Consider the following 20,877-nt stretch of genomic DNA (forward strand, 5'->3'; position numbering starts at 1 on the left):
CCCGCGGCGCCGTTGTTGGGCGTTCCGCTGCTGGGGGTGCTGCTATTTGACAAAGGTCATCTCCCTCTTGTCGCCCAGGATGCCCTGTGGCTTGAAGATCACCAGAGCCATCAGTGCCACGCCGACCAGAATGTAGCGCAGCGTGCCGGCCTGGATGGACGACATCGGCAGGATGCCTTCAGAGGCAAGCTGCGGAAGCAGGTTTCCGAGGAACGCCAGCACCACCCAGAAGATGACAGCCCCCAGCGTCGGTCCGAACACGGTGGCAGCACCTCCGAGCAGGAGGATCGTCCACAGGAAGAACGTCAGCGCGGTCGTGTAGCTGGAGGGGACCACGGCGGACGGCAGCACGTAGACCACGCCACCCATCGCGCCGATCACACCACCGACGACGAGCGCCTGCATCTTGTACGCGAAGACGTTCTTGCCGAGCGAGCGCACGGCATCTTCGTCTTCGCGGATGCCCTTGAGCACGCGGCCCCACGGGCTGCGCATGAGCGACCAGACCAACAGGATCGCCAGGGCGAGCATCGCGAGCCCGAACACGCGCACCCAGAGTCCGGTTTCGTTGAACGTCCAGGGCCCCCAGCCGTACTCACCCGGCGGGAAGGGGTTCGCGGCGCGGAAACCGGCGTGGTAGCCACCGAGGCCATCGGCCGAGTTGGTCCACTCGTCGAAGACCTGAGTCGTGAACAAAAGGCGGACGATCTCCGCCGCCGCGATCGTCACGATGGCGAGGTAGTCGGCGCGTAGGCGCAGGGTCGGAATACCGAGGATCAGCGCGAAGATCGCCGCGGCGGCGAGGCCGATCAGGATCGCGATCCACCACGGGATGCCGAAGCTCAGCACGCCGATTGCGTAGCCGTAACCGCCGAGGGCCATGAAGCCGGCCATACCGAAGTTGAGCAGCCCGGCGTAGCCGAAGTGCACCGCAAGACCGGTGGCCGCCAGCGCGTAGGCGATCGTGACGGGGCTCAGTATGTAACTGAGCGAGTTCGAGAGAATTGCTCCCCAATCCATGGCCGCTATCCCAATCTCTCTTTACGACCGAGCAAGCCCTGAGGTCTGACCAGCAGAATCAGGATGAGGACGACCAGCGCTCCTGCATACTTCAGGTCCGACGGAATCCACAGCGTCGACGTCTCGACGACGAGGCCGACGATCAGACTGCCGATGAGGGCTCCGAACGCGGTGCCGAGGCCACCCAGGGTGATCGCCGCGAAGATGAGCAGCAGCATCTGGGTTCCCATGTCCCACCGGACGCCCGGGCGGAAGTACGCCCACAGGATGCCAGAGAGGGCCGCGAGCACACCCGCGAGGATCCAGACGATCCGGACGACCCGGTCGACGTTGATTCCGGATGCCGAGGCCAACTGCGGGTTGTCTGAGATGGCGCGAGTCGCCTTGCCGACCCGTGTCCGCAACAGGAAGTAGGCGACACCGAGGATGACCACGATGCTGACGCCCATGCTGATGAGATCGATGTACGAGAGCGAAATGGGTCCGAACTGAATCGGTGCGGGGCTCGCGCCCGGCAGCTGTGAAGTGCTGCCGCCGATGAAGTACTGGAACGAGTAGCGGAGGGTGAGGGAGAGGCCGATGCTGACGATCATCAGCTGAACGACCCCGAGCCCTCTTCGTCTCAAGGGTCTCCAGAGGCCCGCATCGAGAACGAGTCCGAGCACACCTCCCATCACGACGGCGAGGATGATCCCGAGCCAGAACGGCAGCGCGATGAACGAGGTCAGCAGGAGCGCCATGAGCGCTCCCCACGTGACCATCTCGCCGTGGGCAAAGTTCGACAGGCCCGTCGTGCCGTAGATCAGGGAGGCGCCCATCGCCGCGAGGGCGAGGAGGAGGCCGAAGTTCAGTCCGTTGATCAATCGCACGAGAAGTTGGTCGAAGAAGGACTGGGTGACGCGCTCGCCTTCACCCAAGAAGAGGTTGACGATCTTCGAGCCGGTGAGACCGAACTCCACGTCCTGTGGGTTCTCACCGTCCACGATGACGCCATCGGGAAGAGAATCTTCGACCACCTCGAGGCTGTAGACGTCCTTCTCAGGGACGTAGAGACGCCAGCGACCCTCAGCATCCGTTATCGTCTCGGCCTCGAAACCGCCGCCGCTCACCTTCACGGTCGCGTCGGGAACGGGTTCGTCGTCAAAGGTGATGATGCCACCGAAGTAGAAGTCGGTCGCTTCCTGATCGCCGCCGGGCGTATCAGGAGCAGACGCATACGCGCCCGGGGCAGAAAAGAACACCATTGCTGCTGCGAGCAACGTGCCTAGTACGACGGCCAGCCAGGGCTGCACCCGTCGAACGTGTGAAGTCGTAGGACTCACAAAACCTCCCGGTCCGCCGCGCGCCACAGGTTCGGGTCGTAGCGGCGCTGATCACGACGGTACGAGCGTAATGTGTCCTTCTTGTTTCGCCTACAACACTCTTGCGATATGAGACCGATCCGAGACGGTACTCCGCGGGATTCCGGGCTTTGCGGCGCGGAATTTTTGAAGCCGCCCCGCGTTTAGAATTGGGAGCGCAGCCCGCGAGCGTAGGAGAATCCATGGACAATCACGACCCCTTCGGCTTTGTCGGACTCACCTATGACGACGTGCTGTTGCTTCCCGGCCACACGGACGTCATCCCCAGCGAGGCAGACACCTCCTCCCGGGTCACTCGCCGCATCACCGTAGCGACCCCTCTGATCTCCAGCGCCATGGACACCGTCACCGAAGCGCGCATGGCGATCGCCATCGCCCGCCAGGGTGGCCTGGGCATCGTGCACCGCAACCTGTCGATCGCCGAGCAGGCCTCGATGGTCGACCGCGTCAAGCGCAGCGAGTCGGGCATGATCTCCGACCCGATCACCACGACGCCCGACGCCACGATCGAAGAAGTCGACAACCTCTGCTCGCAGTACCGCATCTCGGGCCTTCCCGTCATCGACGGCGAAGGTCGCCTGGTGGGCATCGTCACCAACCGCGACATGCGCTTCGTCTCAGGCTTCGAGCGCGAGACCACCCACGTCAAAGACGTGATGACCAGCGAGGGCCTCATTACCGCCCCCGTCGGAATCGGCGCCAACGACGTGATCGCGCTGTTTGCCAAGCACCGGGTCGAGAAGCTTCCCCTGCTGGGCGAAGACGGCACGCTCGCCGGACTCATCACGATCAAGGACTTCGACAAGAGCGAGAAGTACCCCCTCGCCACCAAGGACGACCACGGCCGGCTGCGTGTCGGCGCGGCGATCGGCTTCTTCGGCGACGCCTGGCAGCGCGCCGAGGCGCTGCGCGATGCCGGCGTCGACGTCCTGGTGGTCGACACCGCCAACGGTCAGTCCGCGGGTGTCATCGACATCGTTCGTCGCATCAAGGCCGACGCATCCTTCGCCCACATCGACGTCATCGGCGGAAACGTCGCCACCCGCGAGGGCGCGCAGGCGCTGATCGATGCGGGTGTGGATGCGGTGAAGGTCGGTGTCGGACCGGGTTCTATCTGCACCACCCGCGTTGTCGCCGGTGTCGGTGTGCCGCAGGTGACCGCCGTGTACGAAGCATCCCTCGCCGCTCGCCCGGCCGGAGTCCCGGTCATCGCCGACGGCGGACTGCAGTACTCGGGCGACATCGCCAAGGCGCTGGTCGCCGGGGCCGACACGGTCATGCTCGGCTCGCTGCTTGCGGGCACGGACGAGTCGCCGGGCGAGATCGTCTTTCAGGGGGGCAAGCAGTTCAAGCAGTACCGCGGCATGGGTTCGCTCGGCGCGCTGCAGACCCGCGGAAAGAAGACGTCGTACTCGAAGGACCGTTACTTCCAGGCCGACGTGCCCAGTGACGACAAGCTCATCCCCGAGGGCATCGAGGGTCAGGTCGCGTACCGCGGTCCGGTCGCCGCCGTCGCCTACCAGCTCGTCGGTGGCCTCCGTCAGTCGATGTTCTACGTCGGCGCCCGGACGATCGACGAACTCAAGTCCAAGGGCAAGTTCGTTCGCATCACGGCGGCGGGCCTGAAGGAGTCGCACCCGCACGACGTGCAGATCGTGGTCGAGGCGCCCAACTACAAGCGCTGACCCGGCCGCGGCCTGCCGCATCCCTCTACCGACTTCGCAGAATCGCACGTACTTCGCAGGATCACCCCGAAACCTGCGTAGTTCGTACGTTTCTGCGCGGTCGGTAAGCACGATGGCTACGCTGAGCGCATGATCCGGCAACGGCGACACCCTCACGCCACGCAAGACACGCGGCGGCTCGAGGCGTTCACCGACGGGGTCTTCGCGATCGCCGCGACCCTGCTCGTGCTCGACCTCACCACCTACGCGTTCGGAGACATCACCTCCGACGCGCAGATGTGGGCGGCGCTCGGCGGAATGTGGGAGCTCTTCCTCAACTTCGCGCTGAGCTTCGTGCTGCTCTGTCTGCTGTGGATGACGCACGTGCAGCAGTTCGAGCACGTCGCTCGCATCGACTCCACCCTCATCTGGCTCAACAACGCCCGCCTGCTCTTCATCGTTCTCGTGCCCTTCGCCACGAGCATGACCACCGAGTACTCCGAGTTCTTGGCCGGTCGACTCTTCATGCCGGTGACGTTCTTCATGGCGATCCTTTTCAGCTGGATGCAGTGGCAGTGGGCCGTTCGAGGGCGTGAGGTGTTCCTGCCTGACCTCGACGACGCCGATGCGCGCGCATACGGACGCGGAGCGCTCAGCGCCTTGCTCATCGCGGCTGCGGTGGTCGCGTCCGCGCCGTTCGTCGGCTCGGCCGCGTTCCTTCTGTTCCTGCTCGGCGGAGTAGTGGACCGCATCCTGCGCGGTCGCGGAGATTGAGCGGGGACGGAACACACGGGTGACGGATGCTTCAGCCCGGCGTATTCTCGTCGGCATGTGCCGGAACATCCGAACCCTCCATAACTTCGAGCCCGCGGCATCCGACGACGAAGTCCACGCGGCCGCGCTGCAGTACGTCCGCAAGATCGCCGGGACGACGAAGCCCTCTAAAGCGAACCAAGAAGCGTTCGACCGAGCCGTGGCCGAGATCGCCCACATCACCGGCCATCTGCTCGAAGACCTGGTCTCGGCGGCGCCGCCGAAGAACCGCGAAGAAGAGGCCGCCAAGGCCCGCGCCCGCGCAATCGCGTCGGGACGGTACTCCGCCGCCTGACGCGTGCGATAGCCTGGTCGGCTCGCCATCCGCGGGCGGGCGCTTGCGCCGACGGATGCCGCGACACGCGGCCGCACGCAGGATCGGTCATGGGCTACATCGACATCAGCATGGTCTCTTTCGGACTTCCCGACGGCAGACCGCTTCTTGATGAAGTGTCGTTTCGCGTCGGTGAGGGGTCGACCACGGCGCTCATCGGGGCCAACGGTGCGGGCAAGACCACGCTGCTGCGCATCATCCGTCGGGAAGAACCGGCGCACGGCGGAGTTGTGTCGATCGGCGGCGCGCTCGGGGTGATGGACCAGTTCGTCGGCCATGCGGGTGAGGGCACGACGGTGCACGAGCTGCTCATTGATGTCGCGCCGCGTCGGATCCGGGCGGCAGCGCTCGAGCTCGAAGCATCCGAAGCGGCGATCATCGAAACGGACGACCTCGGCACTCAGCTTCGCTACGCGACTGCGCTCGCCGACTACGCCGACGCGGGCGGGTACGAGCACGAGACCGTCTGGGACCAGTGCACGGTCGCGGCTCTCGGAGTGCCGTTTGAGCGTGCCCGCTTTCGCGAACTGACGACCCTTTCGGGCGGTGAGCAGAAGCGTCTCGTACTCGAGGCGCTCCTGCGCGGACCCGACGACGTGCTGCTGCTGGACGAGCCCGACAACTATCTCGATGTTCCGGGCAAGCGGTGGCTTGAGAAGCAGCTGAAGGCGACGCCCAAGACGGTGTTGCTCGTGTCGCACGATCGCGAGCTGCTCGCCCGCGCCGCCGACCGCATCGTGACCCTCGAGACCGGAGCAGCCGGCAGCACGGCGTGGGTGCACGGCGGAAGCTTCGCGACCTACCATGCGGCGAGGATCGACCGGATGGACCGCCTGGACGAACTGCGCAGGCGCTGGGATGAACAGCACGCCAAGCTCAAGGCGCTCGTCGCGGCGCTCAAGGTCAAGGCCACGTCCAGTGATGAATTCGCTTCGCGCTACCGGGCTGCACAGACCCGGCTCGCGAAGTTCGAAGAGGCGGGTCCGCCCGAAGAACGTCCACCCGAGCAGGATCTTCAACTGCGGCTGCGAGGAGCCCGTACCGGCAAACGCGCCGTCGTCGGCGAGAAGCTCGAGCTGACCGGGCTCATGAAGCCATTCAATCTCGAGGTCTGGTTCGGGGACCGGGTCGCGGTGCTGGGCTCGAACGGGTCGGGCAAGTCCCACTTTCTGCGGCTCCTCGCGCGGGGCGGCACCGACCCCGATACGCGCCTCGGTCACGTGACATCCGCCGGCGGGGTGCTCGAGCCCGTCGCGCACACCGGCCGGGCGACGCTCGGGGCGCGTGTGGTGCCGGGGTGGTTCGCACAGACCCACCGGCATCCCGAGTTCGTCGGCCGCACCCTGCTCGAGATCCTGCACCGAGGCGATGAGAACAGGCCAGGCATGCCGAGGGATGCCGCGAGCTCGGCTCTGGATCGCTACGGGCTGGTCGCCCAGGCGCAACAGACTTTCGACACCCTGTCGGGTGGCCAGCAGGCGCGGTTTCAGATTCTGCTGCTCGAACTCTCGGGGACGACGCTGCTGTTGCTCGATGAACCCACCGACAACCTCGACATCGCCTCGGCTGAAGCTCTCGAGAGCGCATTGGCGCGATTCGAGGGGACCGTGCTGGCGGTGACCCACGACCGGTGGTTCGCGAGGTCATTCGACCGGTTCATCGTGTTCGGAGCCGACGGGGCGGTGTACGAGTCCGATGCCCCGGTGTGGGACGAAGCGCGCGTTGCCCGCGCCCGCTGAGCAGAGTTCGTCCTCCCTCTCGGTTCAGTGTCCAAGACACGCGGGAGCGAGCGTTCGCCAGCCGCGTGTTTTGGACACTCAACAGCGGTGAGAGGACGCGGGTAGGCTGGGGTTGTGAGCATGGAGATCGAACTCGGCCGCGCCAAGCGCGCCCGCCGGGCCTACGCGTTCGATGACATCGCCGTCGTGCCCTCGCGGCGTACGCGCAACCCCGAAGACGTGTCTACGACCTGGTCGATCGACGCGTTCTCGTTCGCGATTCCGGTGCTCGGCGCCCCGATGGACTCGGTCACGAGCCCGCAGACCGCGATCATGCTGGGCCAACTCGGCGGCCTGGGCGTCCTTGACCTCGAAGGCCTGTGGACCCGCTACGACGACCCCACTGCGCTCCTCGGCGAGATCGCCTCGATGAACGACACCCAGGCGACGCGGCGCATGCAAGAGCTCTACTCGGAGCCCATCAAGCCCGAACTGGTGCGTGATCGCCTCGCCGAGATCCGCGCAGCCGGCGTCACCGTCGCCGGTGCACTCACTCCGCAGCGGACGCAGGAACTGTACGAGACCGTTGTCGCCGCGGGCGTCGACCTCTTCGTGATTCGCGGCACCACGGTCTCGGCCGAGCACGTCTCCAGCGGCGACCAGCCCCTCAACCTCAAGAAGTTCATCTACGACCTCGATGTGCCCGTCATCGTCGGCGGTGCCGCGACCTATACCGCGGCATTGCACTTGATGCGCACGGGTGCCGCCGGAGTGCTCGTCGGATTCGGTGGGGGAGCAGCGTCCACCACTCGCGCTACTCTCGGCATCCATGCGCCGATGGCCACTGCCGTCGCCGATGTCGCCGGCGCCCGCCGTGACTACCTCGACGAGTCGGGCGGACGCTACGTGCACGTCATCGCCGATGGCGGGGTCGGCACTTCGGGCGACATCGTCAAGGCGCTCGCGATGGGGGCGGATGCCGTCATGCTCGGTGTCGCGCTGGCGCGGGCAACGGATGCCCCGGGTCGCGGATTTCACTGGGGTCCCGAGGCGCATCACCCGAAGCTTCCGCGCGGCCACCGTGTCGCGGTCGACCAGGTCGCTTCGCTCGAAGAGGTGCTGTACGGCCCCGCACCGATCGCGGACGGCACGGCGAACCTCATCGGCGCGCTGCGCAAGTCGATGGCCACGACCGGGTACTCCGACCTCAAGGAGTTCCAGCGGGTCGAGGTCGTCGTCGCCCCGTACACCGGCGGATGACCACACCCGATCAGCTTGCTGCGACAGAGCCGGAGGTCTTTCCCCCGACCCTGCGCGAGGTCATGCTGCGGCCGCGGTGGATCGCACTGCTGTTGCTCTGCCTCGTCATCGCGGGGGTTTTCGCATGGCTCGGCCAGTGGCAGCTCTCGCGGTCGATCGACACCAACCCGCCGCCGCCGGGTGCCACCGAGATCGTCCGGCCGCTGGCCGAGGTCGCCGGCCCCGGCGAATACCTGCCCGAGCCGCTGGTCGGCCAGCGCGTCACGGCCGAAGGCACGTGGGTTTCCGATGACTTCTTGGTCGTAGCATCCCGCTTCAATGACGGCGCCCCGGGCTATTGGGTCACGGGCCAACTCCGGCTTGCCGACACCGAAGAGCCCACTTCGATCGCCGTCGCGCTCGGCTGGGCAGCAACTCCCGAAGACGCGCAGGACGCGATCACCGAGTTGGCTCAGGATGCCGCTGACACTCCGGTCGAGGTCACGGGACGCCTGATCTCGGACGAAGGCCCCGCTCTGCCGCCGGACGATGGAGACCCCTTCACCATGACCCGCATGTCGTCGGCCGCGCTTCTCGGCCAATGGAGCGACATCGCGGGGCTCGCGGTCTATCGGCCATACATTGCCGCCGAGGTCGCGACCGCCGGGCTCGTCGACATCGCATCCCCCGCGCCGGCCGAAGGTTCTGGCATCAACTGGCTGAACATCTTCTACGCCGCCGAGTGGGCCATCTTCGCCGGCTTCGCCTTCTACATCTGGTATCGCCTTGCCCGCGATCAGTGGGAGAAGGAACTCGAAGACATCGAGGATGCCGCAGCCGGGGCATCCTGAATCCCGCTGTCGCGCAGGATTCGCGCCCCAATCCCCCCAACGCCAACTGATCGAGCGGCCGAAAACCCGCGGGTAGACTGGGATCATGCCCCGCGAACCCAAACTCGCCTCATTCCCGGCGATCCGCGGAGCGCTGAAGTTCTACCAGATCGCTTCGATCATCACCGGTGTCGGACTCCTGCTGCTCGTGGCCGAGATGATCCTCAAGTACACGCCGCTGCACGTCGAACTCTTCCTCGGCGGCTCGGGCGGTTTTCTGTGGTTCGCTCCGGTGATCGCAGGTGCCGACTGCCAGTGGTGGTCGCTGTTCCTCCCCGCGACCAACAACTGCGAGATGATCTCGGTCGGCGACGGCTTCAACATCTCGCTGTTCATCCTCGTCGCACACGGCTGGTTCTACGTCGTGTACCTCTTCGCGTGCTTCCGCATCTGGAGTCTGATGCGCTGGCCGTTCCTGCGCTTCATCACCCTCGCGCTCGGCGGCATCGTCCCGCTCCTGTCGTTCTTCATGGAGGCGCGCGTCTCGCGTGAGGTGCGCACCTACCTCGACGACCGCGAGGCCAAAGAGCTGCACACTCGTGCCGAGCACTCCTCACGTGCTGACCACATACCCGCCCCGCCCCACGCGATCCCGACGGAGAACAAGCGTTGACCGAACAGACAGAAACGTCGCAGCGACCCGTCCTGGTCGTCGACTTCGGCGCGCAGTATGCGCAGCTGATCGCCCGACGCGTGCGCGAAGCGGGCGTCTACAGCGAGATCGTCCCGCACACGGCCTCGGCCGAAGACATCGCGGCGAAGAACCCGGTGGGAATCATCCTCTCGGGCGGACCCTCGTCGGTCTACGAAGAGGGTGCGCCGAAGCTCGACTCGGCCGTATTCGACCTCGGGGTTCCGACCCTGGGCATTTGCTACGGCTTCCAGGTGATGGCGCAGACGCTCGGCGGAGAGGTCGCCAACACGGGGCTTCGCGAGTATGGGGCGACGGATGCTGCGCTCCAGGGTGACGGCGGAGTCTTGCTGGGCGGCCAGCCCGGCGAACAGAACGTGTGGATGAGTCACGGCGATCAGGTCTCGAAGGCGCCCGAGGGTTTCACCGTCTTGGCCTCGACATCGGCCACCCCCGTCGCGGCTTTCGGAAACGACGAGAAGCGCTTCTACGGCGTGCAGTGGCACCCCGAAGTGAGGCATTCCGACCACGGTCAGCGAGTGATCGAGAACTTCTTGCACAAGGGTGCGGGTCTTGCCAACGACTGGAACAGCGGCAACGTCATCGCCGAGCAGGTCGCGCGCATTCGCGAGCAGGTCGGCGCAGGCCGTGTGATCTGCGGGCTCTCCGGCGGCGTCGACTCGGCGGTTGCCGCGGCCATCGTGCACGAAGCCGTCGGCGACCAGCTCGTCTGCATCTTCGTCGACCACGGTCTGCTGCGAAAGGACGAGCGCGAGCAGGTCGAGCAGGACTACGTCGCGTCGACCGGCGTGCGACTTGTCACGATCGATGCGCGCCAGCAGTTCCTCGACGCACTGGCGGGCGTCAGCGATCCCGAGCAGAAGCGCAAGATCATCGGTCGCGAGTTCATTCGCTCCTTCGAGGCGGCCGAGAAGGCGCTCGTCGCCGAAGCCGCCGCCGACGGCGAGCCGATCCGCTTTCTCGTGCAAGGCACGCTGTACCCCGACGTCGTCGAGTCGGGGGGCGGAACCGGCACGGCGAACATCAAGTCGCACCATAACGTGGGCGGCCTGCCCGAAGACCTGCAGTTCGAGCTCGTCGAGCCGCTGCGCACCCTCTTCAAAGACGAGGTGCGCGCGATCGGCCGCGAGCTGGGTCTTCCGGAGGTGATCGTCGCCAGGCAGCCCTTTCCGGGGCCGGGCCTCGGCATCCGGATCGTCGGTGAGGTCACCGCTGACCGTCTCGAAATTCTGCGTGACGCCGACGCGATCGCCCGCGAAGAACTGACCCGCGCCGGCCTCGACAACGAGATCTGGCAGTGCCCGGTCGTGCTGCTCGCCGACGTGCGCTCGGTGGGCGTTCAGGGCGATGGACGTACGTACGGCCACCCGATCGTGCTGCGCCCGGTGTCGTCGGAAGACGCGATGACCGCGGACTGGACGCGCTTGCCATACGACGTGCTCGCCCGTATCTCGAACCGCATCACCAACGAAGTGCGCGATGTGAACCGGGTCGTGCTCGATGTCACGAGCAAGCCGCCGGGGACCATCGAGTGGGAATAGACACGAGCCGCATCAATGCGAGCGCAGCCCGCGTTGATGCGGCTGCGTGTCTAGATCGAGTAGCGAGCTTGCGAGCGCATCGAGATCTCGCGCACTACCTGGTGCTGTCGAGCCGCCTGATTCCCGGACTCGACGGCGGATACACCGTCGCGACGCTCGGGCATGCGCGATTGCTCGAAGCGGCCGGTGCGACGCGCGCGCTGTTGCTGACCGTCGACCCCGGCACTCCCGAAGATCATGCCGAGCATCGGAGAGAGTTCGTCGCGCGGGGGGATGCGGCATCCGTCGACCGCTTTCGCAATCTTTTCGACGACGCGCTCGCCGACCCGACGTGGTTGCGTGCGGCCGCGGTCGCGGGGGAAGCAACCCCGGGGGTCGAATACCGGACGGTGACGGATGCTGCGGGTACGGCGATCGTGTCGATCCCGGTGATCGCCGGCGACCCCGACTGGCACCTCACGGAGGCCCCTGTCGTCGTGCACGGAGCGGGAATCCTCCACGGATTCGGCGGGCTGTACCGGGCGTGGCTTGCCACTGTCGTAGCGGATCTTCGCACGGACGACCCCGCTCGCGCGGTCGTCGTGGTCTGCGAGTCGCGTCAACTCGGAGAGCTGATCGCCGGGTGGGATGACCCCGACGTGCGGATCGTGCACATGATCCACAACTCGCACCTCGAGCCGCCGTATGACAACCCGGACGGGCCGATGAACGGCCTGTGGTCGCGGTGGTTCGCACGGGTCGACGCGTTCGATGCGGTGCTGTGGCCCACCGCGGCGCAGCGCACCGATGTCGCTCAGCGGTTCGGTGATCGCCCCACGTTCGCGGTGGTACCGAATCCCGTGGAACAGATCGGGCGGCGGGATGCCGCGACCGACCCTGACCGGGTCGTCATGCTCAATCGCCTTGCCGCGCAGAAGCGCGTCGACCGCGCGATCCACGCCTGGACCAAGGTTGTTGCCGAACGGCCGCAGGCCCGCCTCGAGATCTACGGCGACGGTCCTGAACGGGTGACGCTACAGCGACTGATCGATGAGCTCGGGCTCGCGGCATCCGTTCGCCTGCACGGTCACGTCGACGATCGCGACCTGATCTTCGACACTGCCGCTCTCATGCTCGTCTCAACCGCGTACGAGGGTCAGGGGCTGTCGATCGCCGAGGCGCTCGTGCGGGGTGTGCCGGTGGTCTCGTTCGACGTACGGTACGGCCCCCGCGAGACGATCGGCTCGGCCGGCGTGATGGTGCCGCCCGCCGATATCGACGCTCTGGCGGCAGCGGTGCTGGAGGTGCTCGGCGACGAGGCGCTGCGCGCTCGCCTCTCTGCCGCAGCAATCGAAGAAGGTGCGCGTCTTGACCCCGATCGGGTGAAAGATGCCCTGGCGCAGGCGATCCGTGTCGCGGTGGAAACACCCTCTCTACGCGCCATCCCCTGACGGGCTACGGCCGACCCGGCCAGGTCTTCCCCAAGGGTCATAGGTCGCGAGCAACTCGCCCTGCTCCGGGCGCTCGGCTTCGGGCACGTGCTGCAGGTTGATCCGCACGCGGTACCAGAGCGAGCTCGATCCGCGCATGCCGTCGATCAGGACATCGGCAGGATGCAGCATCCCCGCCACTGTGGGATTCTCGCTGTTCCAGCGCTCAAGCGCCTCCAGCGCCTCGGGCTTGGTCTTGGTGCGCGCGATCTCGATGAGCGGCATCGTGGACTGGCGGCGCCCGTCCGCACCGCCCGCGCGCGGAGGCTTCTCGGCCGGACCCAGTTGTTTCGCCAGCGCGAGCAGGCCGTCGAGCGTGCCGACGGCATCATCGATACCCTCGTGCGGGTCGCCGATCGCCGCGAACCGCTCGGGCACCGTCAGCACCGTGAACTCCTCGGGGTGGCGGTCGCGCACTTCGTCCCACGACAGGGGAGTCGAGACGCGCGCATCGGGCAGTGGGCGCACGGAATAGGCGGATGCGACGGTCCGGTCTTTCGCGTTCTGGTTGAAGTCGACGAACACGGCCTCGCCGCGCTCCTCTTTCCACCATCGCGCCGTCGCGAGTCCGGGTGCCCGATTCTCGACCTCTCGGGCCAGTGTCTCGGCGGCGAGCCGCACCTGGCGAAAGTCCCAGTGCGGAGCGACGCGCACAAGGATGTGCATTCCCCGCGACCCGCTGGTCTTCGGCCACCCGACCAGGCCCATGTCGTCGAGCACCTCGCGGGCGACGAAAGCGACATCGACGATCTGCGACCAGTCCACGCCGGGCATGGGGTCAAGGTCGATGCGCAGCTCGTCGGGGTGATCGAGGTCTTCGGCCCGGACGGGGTGGGGGTTCAGGTCGAGACACCCGAGATTCACGACCCACGCGAGGCCCGCAGCATCCCTTATCACTGCTTCTTCGGCCGACGTCCCGCGCGCATACTGCAGGGTCGCGGTGTCGATGAAGTCGGGGTGATTCTCGGGCACGCGCTTCTGGAAGAACGCCTCTTGGTCGATGCCCTTCACGAACCTCTTGAGCACCATCGGGCGCCCCGCGGCACCGCGCAGGGCGCCGGGCGCGACGCTCAGAAAGTACTCGACCACCGCGAGCTTCGTGATTCCCGGCTCGGGGAAGACGACCTTGTCGGGGCTCGAGACACGCACCTCGCGGCCGCCGACGTCAACCATCAACTCTTTGCGCGCGGGGCTCATAGAACGATCAATCCGCGGTAGAGGAGCCAGATCGAAAAGGCGATTGCGGTCACGGCAGAGATCGACAGCACCACGCGGTGCAGCAGGCTTCCGTCGTTGCGCAGCCACGCGAGCACCAGCACGCCGACCAGCAGCACACCGAGCGCAAGCGCGACGAAGGGGAGCAGGAACAGCGGCCACGAGCCCGGCGGCACTCCGAAACCCAGGATCATCTGATCGGTCGTCGACACCAACCAGAACAACCCCGCGATGAACGCGACATGCGCGCCCGCTGTGGTGGTGGCCGCGAGCATTGTCCCGGGCGCCGCTTTCTGCGTGCGCTGGACCGAGCGGAGCCCCGCGTACACCGCGGCGTAGATCAGCGTGCCGACCAACACGATGATTGCCGCGATCGCGAAGATCGTCTGCGCGGGACTGCGGCTCTGGATGACCTCGGCATTCAGTCGGTAGATCGCCGAGGTGGAGCGAATGTCGGTGGCCGTCAGAAAGTCGGTATCGCGCATCCCGCTGATGCAGGAGGCATCGGGCTCGGTGAAGGGATCGCTCAAGAACGCACGGGCGATGGATGCGGGGCACCCCGCCCGCGCGGTGTCCCAGAGCACCCCGTGGCCGAGCGTCGGGAACTCGTACAGGTAGTGGACGCTCAGTCCCGTGGCGGCGGCCTCACTGAACGGCAGGGGAGTGATCGGGTCGTACCCGCCGACGAGCAGCAACGTCGGGACGCCGCTCGAAACTGCAGCTGCCTCGACCGCCGCCAGGGGCGGTACACCCCAGATCGCGCACTCCTCTGCGGCGGTGACCGCCGGACGCAGTCGTTCGGCGAGAGGGCTGAGGGCGTAGGCCGCCTCGATCTCGTCGGGATTGGCGAACGGATGCTCCTCGGCACATGCAATCGACAGGGCGAGTCCCTCGGTGAACCACCCCGTGGAGTCGATGTTCTGCTGTGTCAGAGGCAGGAGCGGGCCGAGGTCGCCCTCGAGCAGCCGATCGATCACGAAGGGAAGCACGCGGACGGTCTCTGCGCTGTACAGAGCGTTGAACAGACCCCGTGCGAGATCGCGATCGTCCACCTCGACGATCACGGGGGCGCCATCTACCGGGCTGAGTACCGTCGTGGAGAGGGGGTCGTCGGCGGCAGCATCCATCAGCCGTTCGAGATCACGGCTGATCCGTGGATAGCGCTCGTCGCAGTCGTCGTCGCTCGCGCAGGCGGCGATCAGGGCATCGACTGCCCCGACGAACCCGGCAGGCTCCGCTTCGATGAGATCGATCTGCGGCGGGTACGCACCGTCGAGTATCACCGCCTCGAGCCCATCGGGCCGGTCACGCATCACGGTGAGCGCCAGCCGCGCGCCGTACGAGGCGCCGTAGATGTTCCAGCGCGTGTAGCCGAGCGCTGTGCGAAGGTCGGCGAGGTCGGCCGCGCTTTCGGCGCTGGTATACGCGCTCAGGTCGACACCGTCGGCGAGGAGGCGGTCGCGACACGAGGTGAGGCCCGAGGTGTAGGCCGTGGAGCCCGCGGTTGCGCTCAACCAGCGGCCGTCGTCGATGAACGCGTCGGCGCCCAGCTCGGTGCAATCGAGGGAGGGATCGGATGCGGCATCCCCCCGCTGCTCGATGATCACGACATCGCGATCCAACGTTGCCCAGTCGGCGTTGCCGAGGAACAGCCAGATGGAACTGAATGAGCCAGCCCCGGGGCCGCCGGCTGTCGGAAAGATCAGGGGAATGTTGGAGGGATTGCGCGCCGTGCTTTCGATGACGGCGATCGGCAGATCGATCGTGCGCTCAGGATCGGCACCCTCCACCCGACGCTCCGGGACGGTGAGGATTGCGCACGAGACGCGGTCGGCGTACTCCGCCGGGATGTCGACCGGGCAGGGGGCCGGGGCGAGGGTGTCGCTCGTCAAAATCTCGAGGGCAGTCTGCGCGAGGGCGGTCGACGGCGACGCGGATGCCACCACCCCGCCGATGCCCATCACCAGGGCGGCAGCAGCAGCAATCACCCCGAGCGCCCGCCTGTGGCTCTTGCGCGGTGACTGTACCTCCATTCCGTCACGATACCCATCGGACCCACGCCGGCGACAGGGCGCGCGCCTGAGACGCCGAAAGGGCCGCCCTTTCGGACGGCCCTTTCGGGTTTACTGCGTGCGACTAGTTGCTGCCGCGCACGATCGCGATGATGCGAAGGATCTCGATGTACAGCCAGATGACCGTGACCATGATGCCGAAGGCGCCGAGCCAGCCGTACTGACGGGGAGCGCCGTTGCGCACACCCCGCTGGATCTGGTCGAAATCGAGGACCAGGGAGTAGGCGGCCATGATGACCACGAGCACACCGATGATGAGTCCGAGCGGGATGCCGAACACGAGCTGGCTGTGCAGACCGAAGGCCTGGCCGGCGGGCAGGACGCCCGTCCACATCAGGACGAGGTTCAACAGCGAGAAGACCAGGTAACCGACCATGGCGATCATGAAGACCTTGGTCGCCTTCTTCGAGGCGCGAACCTTGCCGCTGGCGAAGAGCGCGAGCGTGACACCCACGACGGTGAGCGTCGCGAGCGTCGCCTGGAAGACGATGCCGGACCACTGGGTTTCGAAGAACGCCGAGATACCGCCGACGAAGAGTCCCTCGAACGCCGCGTAGGCGAAGATCAGGCCGGGGCGAATCTTCTTGCGCGAGGTGAAGATGATCACCAACGACAGGACGAAACCGCCGAGCATGCCCACGATCCACGGCACGATGGTGAAAGTGGTCGCGTCGGTCGGCGAAAGTACGCCACCGAGGGTCCACATCCAGCCGGCGACCGCGGTGACGAGCAGGATGACGAAGAGGCCCACCGTCTTGGCAACGGTGTCCTCCACGCTCATGCGGTCGGTCTCGATGGCACCGGCGGACGGGGCGGCGAAGGCGCCCTCGAGCTGCGCGTTGGTCGCAGCATCCACACCCATGTGCTGGGCCGATGCGTACTGGGTGGGACCACCCAGCGTCGCTGCCTGCGAGCCGCCCGGGTAGGTGTTCACGGCCTTGGGATCTTGGAAGGCCGGGTTGTTGAATGCGGGGTTGTTGAGGGCCACTGCTCTCACACTCCTGAGTAAGGGGATTCACAGCACTGTGCTGTGGGTCTCAACGATATCTGACTGAGCGCTTTGGGGCACGTACCGCGGCTGTGAGGACTCTTAGAGCGGATGCTTCGGCCGAGCCCGCGTGCGTGCCCCCGATAGCCTGAAAGCATGCCCCGTCGCACGCCACTGGTGATCGGACACCGAGGTGCTCCCGGCTATCGGCCCGAGCACTCACGCTCTTCGTACGACCTCGCGTTCGCGATGGGCGTAGATGCGGTCGAGCCCGATGTCGTCGTGTCGAAGGACGGCGTGCTCGTCGTCCGGCACGAGAACGAGATCTCGGGCACCACCGACGTCGCCGACCGACCGGACTTCGCCGATCGCCGGGCGACGAAGATGATCGACGGGGCCGAGCTCACCGGCTGGTTCACCGAGGACTTCACGTGGGACGAGCTTTCGACCCTGCGGTGCCGCGAGCGGCTCCCGCAGCTCCGACCCTCCAGCGCCAGCTTTGACGACGAGCAACCCGTGTTGCGCCTGCGCGATGTGCTCGACCTCGTGCGCGCCGCCTCGCTCGACCAGGGTCGTGAACTCGGGGTCGTGCTCGAGATCAAGCACGCGACCTACTTCTCGTCGACCGGGTGGGATGTCGCAGCCCTCGTCGCAGCCGAACTCGCCGAGGCCGGGTGGAGCCGCGGAGAACTGCCGCTCACGATCGAGGCGTTCGAGTCGACCGTGTTGCTGCGCCTGCGCGAACGAGGCATCCCGGCGACGTACATCTATCTGCTCGAGGCCGCCGGCCGTCCTTTCGACCAGGCCGCCGCGCACGGCAAGGCGGCTCTGACCTATCGTCAGACCGTCGAGCCCGCCGGGCTCGACGGGCTCGCGGGGCTGGTGGACGGCATCAGCGTCGACAAGAAGATGATCCTTGCGCCCGACAAGCGCGGCCGCGCTACGGGCCCGTCGCCGATCATCGCCGACGCGCACGATCGTGGCCTGCGGGTCTATACCTGGACGTGCCGGGTCGAGAACGCGTTTCTCGTGCCGGCCTTCCGACTCGGCCGGGCACCGGGTGCTCGCGGCGACTACGAAGCCGAGTGGACCGTGATTCGGGATGCCGGCATCGATGGTGTCTTCGTCGATCACGCTGACCTCGGGGTGGCGTTCTTCCGCGGGTGACTCCGGCGCGACTGCGCGAGGGTCATAGTGTGGAGTCATGACTTCCCCCGGCATCGTGGCCACCGGCGTGCGCAGATCTTTCGGGACCGTCGCCGCCGTCAAAAACGTTTCGCTCGAAGCTCATGCGGGCAGGGTCACCGGCCTGGTCGGACCCAACGGGTCGGGCAAGACGACACTGCTGCTCATGCTGTCGTCGTTGCTGGCCCCCGATGCGGGCGAGATCCGCATCGACGGTGTCGACCCCGTCGCCGAGCCGCAGAAGGCGCGCGCCCTGCTCGGCTGGATGCCCGACGCGCTCGGCGCCTGGGGTTCGCTGACGGCCCGAGAGACCCTTGTCGTCACGGGCAAGCTGTACGACCTGGCGCGGCCCGAGGCCGAGGCGCGGGCCGTGACGATGCTCGACCAGGTCGGACTGACCGACCTCGCCGATTCGCCCGCGCGCGTGTTCTCGCGTGGGCAGAAGCAACGGCTCGGCCTGGCGCGCGCGCTCATGCACGACCCGCGCGTCCTGCTGCTCGACGAACCGGCCTCGGGTCTTGACCCGCAGGCGCGGATCGACCTCCGCGTCCTCCTTCGCCGCTTCGCCGACGAGGGCCGGACGATCCTCGTCTCCAGCCACATCCTCTCCGAACTCGAAGAGGTCGTCGACGACGCGGTCTTCCTCGTGGCGGGCGAGAGTGTCCGCCAAGAAAGTCTTGCCGCGGTCGCGGCCACGCGTTCTCGCGTCTGGCGCGTGCGGCTGATGGCTGACGATCAGGCGGATGCGGCAGCATCCGTCGCCCTCGCACTCGGCCGCGATACCGGCGGAGTGCGGGTCGACCGCGGTGATGCGTTCGTCTCTTTCGCCACAGAAGCCGAAGCCGTCGAGGCTCTTCGTGCGCTTGTCGCGGCGGGCCTCGCGGTCGCGGAGTTCGCGCCGGCGACCGGCCGATTGGAACAGTCGTTCCTCGACCTCGGGGAGGTGGCACCGTGAGCGGCGCCCGCATCCGGACCATCATCGGCCTCGAACTGACGCAGCGCGTGCGCAGTTCGACCTGGTACATCCTGCTCGGCGTCTGTGCCGTGATCCTGCTCGCCGTGACCGTGCTGTCGTTCTCGGTCTGGTCGAGCGCGAACGATCGGGGCGTCGGGGTCTACTCGACCGTTGTCTTCATGGCTCTGCTGCTCGCCGTGCTCGTCTCGCCGACGCTGAGCGGCAATGCGATCAACGGCGATCGGGATGCTGCGACCCTCGCCCCGGTGCAGGTGACACTCGCCACGACCGCCGAGATTCTGCTCGGCAAGTTCTTGGCCGCGTGGCTCACCGGCCTTGCCTTCGTGGTCGTGGCCGTGCCGTTCATGCTCATCGCGACCTTCGGCGGGGGCATCTCACCCCTCGTGGTGATCGTCTCACTCGTGGTTCTGATCGTCGAGATCGGTGTGATCGCGGCCATCGGTGTGGGGCTGAGCGGCATTCTCGCGAAGCCCATCTTCTCGGTCGCGGTGACCTACCTCACGGTTGCGGCCCTCGTCATCGGCACGCTGATCGCGTTCGGACTCGGTGGGTCTGCCGTGCGATCTGAAGCGACCCATCAGTACCGCTCGTATGTCTACGACAACGAGGGCAATTACGATCCGTCGGAGTGCGGCGAGTGGGAAGTCTCGACATTCGAGATGCCCCGCTTCGACTACGTCTGGTGGATGCTGGCCGCCAACCCGTTCGTGATTCTCGCGGACGCGACGCCGACCACTTTTGACGCCCAGGGGTACCCGATGGACCTCTTCGGTCAGATCAAGTACGGGGTGCGGGTGTCGCAGCTCCCGCCCGATCTCGAGCAGTCCTGGGATGACTGCAACCCGGTGCGTGAGCCCCAAGGGCCGACGGCCGAAGAGGTCGTGGCATCGACGACACCGAGCTGGTTCGTGGGGCTCGGATTGCAGATGCTTCTGGCCGCGGGTCTGCTCTGGTGGGCGTGGGCGCGCACGCGCACACCCGCGCGGCGGTTGCCGCCGGGCACGCGCATCGCCTAGCTCGAAGAGCGCTCGGCGGGGAAGAGCCCGACGATGAGCGCGAGCCCGATCGCTGCGCCGACCACCTGTGCGCCGATGAACGGCAGTGCTGAGGTGGGGGCGATCCCCGCAAACGTGTCAGAGAACATGCGACCGATGGTGATGGCCGGGTTCGCGAAGCTCGTCGACGATGTGAAGAAGTAGGCTGCGCCGATGTACGCGCCCACCGCGGGGGCGGCGAGGTGACCGCGGCCCGTGCGCACGAGGGCGAAGATCACGAGGATCAGCCCCGCGGTCGCCACGACCTCGGCCAGCACCGTGGGCCAGCTCGCCCGGTCGGTTGTGCTCCACGTCGCGGCCGGCAGGTCGAACATGAGGTTGGCGAGCATGGCACCGCCGATGCATCCGGCGATCTGAACCGGGATGTAGCTGCTCGACAGCGACCACGGCTTGCGATGGAGAAGGGCGTCGACGATCGTGACCACGGGGTTGAAATGCGCGCCTGAGACGGTCTGGAAGACCAAGATCAACACTCCGAGCCCGAGCGCGGTGGCGAAGGCGTTCTCGAAGAGTTGCAGTCCGACATCGTCGGGGGAGAGGCGGGATGCGGCGATCCCTGAGCCGATGACAACGGTGGCGAGCAGGGCGCTGCCGAGGAACTCGGCGCCGAGGGCGCGGACGTTGGACGCGTTCATGCGACCGGGGGAGGAGGTGCGGCCAAGCGAGGACGAAGATGCCCCAAAGT

General features: G+C 66.8%; 17 protein-coding genes and 1 pseudogene. 12 read left to right on the forward strand and 6 right to left on the reverse strand.

Annotated features, from left to right (window positions below; translation table 11 throughout):
* Window positions 1–42: 42 nt before the first annotated feature.
* The gene (locus LG299_RS14430; protein WP_404431421.1) at window positions 43–1,020 is read right to left on the reverse strand and encodes a branched-chain amino acid ABC transporter permease; all 978 of its coding nucleotides are present in this window, start codon (window positions 1,018–1,020) and stop codon (window positions 43–45) included.
* A gap of 5 nt (window positions 1,021–1,025) precedes the next feature.
* Complete coding sequence (locus LG299_RS14435) at window positions 1,026–2,264, reverse strand: branched-chain amino acid ABC transporter permease (protein WP_404434907.1); 1,239 nt, start codon at window positions 2,262–2,264, stop codon at window positions 1,026–1,028.
* A gap of 299 nt (window positions 2,265–2,563) precedes the next feature.
* On the opposite strand from LG299_RS14435, the gene guaB reads away from it, so the two are divergent.
* The 9 genes from guaB to LG299_RS14480 all read left to right on the forward strand — a co-directional run bounded on the left by guaB (window position 2,564) and on the right by LG299_RS14480 (window position 12,662).
* Complete coding sequence (guaB, locus tag LG299_RS14440) at window positions 2,564–4,066, forward strand: IMP dehydrogenase (protein WP_404431423.1); 1,503 nt, start codon at window positions 2,564–2,566, stop codon at window positions 4,064–4,066.
* 129 nt (window positions 4,067–4,195) lie between these two features.
* On the forward strand, window positions 4,196–4,819 hold the full coding sequence (locus tag LG299_RS14445; protein WP_404431425.1) for a TMEM175 family protein: 624 nt from the start codon (window positions 4,196–4,198) through the stop codon (window positions 4,817–4,819).
* Between the two features lie 55 nt (window positions 4,820–4,874).
* Window positions 4,875–5,153, forward strand: a complete 279-nt coding sequence (locus LG299_RS14450) for a DUF2277 domain-containing protein (RefSeq protein ID WP_404431427.1) — start codon at window positions 4,875–4,877, stop codon at window positions 5,151–5,153.
* Window positions 5,154–5,242: 89 nt separating this feature from the next.
* Window positions 5,243–6,931, forward strand: coding sequence for an ABC-F family ATP-binding cassette domain-containing protein (locus LG299_RS14455; protein WP_404431429.1), 1,689 nt, complete (start codon window positions 5,243–5,245; stop codon window positions 6,929–6,931).
* Window positions 6,932–7,051: 120 nt separating this feature from the next.
* Window positions 7,052–8,170, forward strand: coding sequence for a GuaB3 family IMP dehydrogenase-related protein (locus LG299_RS14460; RefSeq protein ID WP_404434909.1), 1,119 nt, complete (start codon window positions 7,052–7,054; stop codon window positions 8,168–8,170).
* The gene (locus LG299_RS14465) at window positions 8,167–9,000 is read left to right on the forward strand and encodes an SURF1 family protein (protein WP_404431431.1); all 834 of its coding nucleotides are present in this window, start codon (window positions 8,167–8,169) and stop codon (window positions 8,998–9,000) included. The genes LG299_RS14460 and LG299_RS14465 overlap by 4 nt, the downstream gene beginning before the upstream one ends.
* 85 nt (window positions 9,001–9,085) lie before the next feature.
* On the forward strand, window positions 9,086–9,652 hold the full coding sequence (locus tag LG299_RS14470; RefSeq protein ID WP_404431433.1) for a DUF3817 domain-containing protein: 567 nt from the start codon (window positions 9,086–9,088) through the stop codon (window positions 9,650–9,652).
* Window positions 9,649–11,232, forward strand: a complete 1,584-nt coding sequence (gene guaA / locus LG299_RS14475) for a glutamine-hydrolyzing GMP synthase (RefSeq protein WP_404431435.1) — start codon at window positions 9,649–9,651, stop codon at window positions 11,230–11,232. Before LG299_RS14470 ends, guaA begins: the two co-directional genes overlap by 4 nt.
* Window positions 11,233–11,300: 68 nt before the next feature.
* A complete protein-coding gene (locus LG299_RS14480) occupies window positions 11,301–12,662 on the forward strand; it encodes a glycosyltransferase (protein WP_404431437.1) in 1,362 nt (453 codons plus the stop codon).
* Window positions 12,663–12,666: 4 nt separating this feature from the next.
* On the opposite strand, the pseudogene ligD reads toward LG299_RS14480, so the two are convergent.
* The 3 genes and pseudogenes from ligD to LG299_RS14495 all read right to left on the reverse strand — a co-directional run bounded on the left by ligD (window position 12,667) and on the right by LG299_RS14495 (window position 16,976).
* Window positions 12,667–13,898, reverse strand: a pseudogene (ligD, locus tag LG299_RS14485) (non-homologous end-joining DNA ligase).
* Window positions 13,895–15,949: an alpha/beta hydrolase gene (locus LG299_RS14490; protein ID WP_404431439.1), complete on the reverse strand. Its 2,055-nt coding sequence runs from the start codon at window positions 15,947–15,949 to the stop codon at window positions 13,895–13,897. Before LG299_RS14490 ends, ligD begins: the two are co-directional and overlap by 4 nt.
* A 103-nt stretch (window positions 15,950–16,052) precedes the next feature.
* Window positions 16,053–16,976: a Bax inhibitor-1/YccA family protein gene (locus tag LG299_RS14495; RefSeq protein WP_404431441.1), complete on the reverse strand. Its 924-nt coding sequence runs from the start codon at window positions 16,974–16,976 to the stop codon at window positions 16,053–16,055.
* 156 nt (window positions 16,977–17,132) lie between these two features.
* On the opposite strand from LG299_RS14495, the gene LG299_RS14500 reads away from it, so the two are divergent.
* Genes LG299_RS14500 through LG299_RS14510 form a run of 3 tightly spaced genes read left to right on the forward strand, consistent with a single transcriptional unit; the run spans window position 17,133 to window position 20,153 of the window.
* A complete protein-coding gene (locus LG299_RS14500) occupies window positions 17,133–18,143 on the forward strand; it encodes a glycerophosphodiester phosphodiesterase family protein (RefSeq protein WP_404431443.1) in 1,011 nt (336 codons plus the stop codon).
* A gap of 37 nt (window positions 18,144–18,180) precedes the next feature.
* Window positions 18,181–19,116: an ABC transporter ATP-binding protein gene (locus tag LG299_RS14505; protein WP_404431445.1), complete on the forward strand. Its 936-nt coding sequence runs from the start codon at window positions 18,181–18,183 to the stop codon at window positions 19,114–19,116.
* Window positions 19,113–20,153, forward strand: a complete 1,041-nt coding sequence (locus LG299_RS14510; RefSeq protein WP_404431447.1) for an ABC transporter permease — start codon at window positions 19,113–19,115, stop codon at window positions 20,151–20,153. The genes LG299_RS14505 and LG299_RS14510 overlap by 4 nt, the downstream gene beginning before the upstream one ends.
* Here the strand turns inward: LG299_RS14510 and LG299_RS14515 are convergent.
* Window positions 20,150–20,827, reverse strand: coding sequence for an aquaporin (locus tag LG299_RS14515; RefSeq protein ID WP_404431449.1), 678 nt, complete (start codon window positions 20,825–20,827; stop codon window positions 20,150–20,152). The two genes, LG299_RS14510 and LG299_RS14515, sit on opposite strands and share 4 nt — an antisense overlap.
* Window positions 20,828–20,877: the final 50 nt, after the last annotated feature.

The sequence above is a fragment of the Microbacterium lacus genome, assembly GCF_044794305.1.
In the GTDB taxonomy this organism is placed as follows: Bacteria; Actinomycetota; Actinomycetes; order Actinomycetales; family Microbacteriaceae; genus Microbacterium; species Microbacterium lacus_B.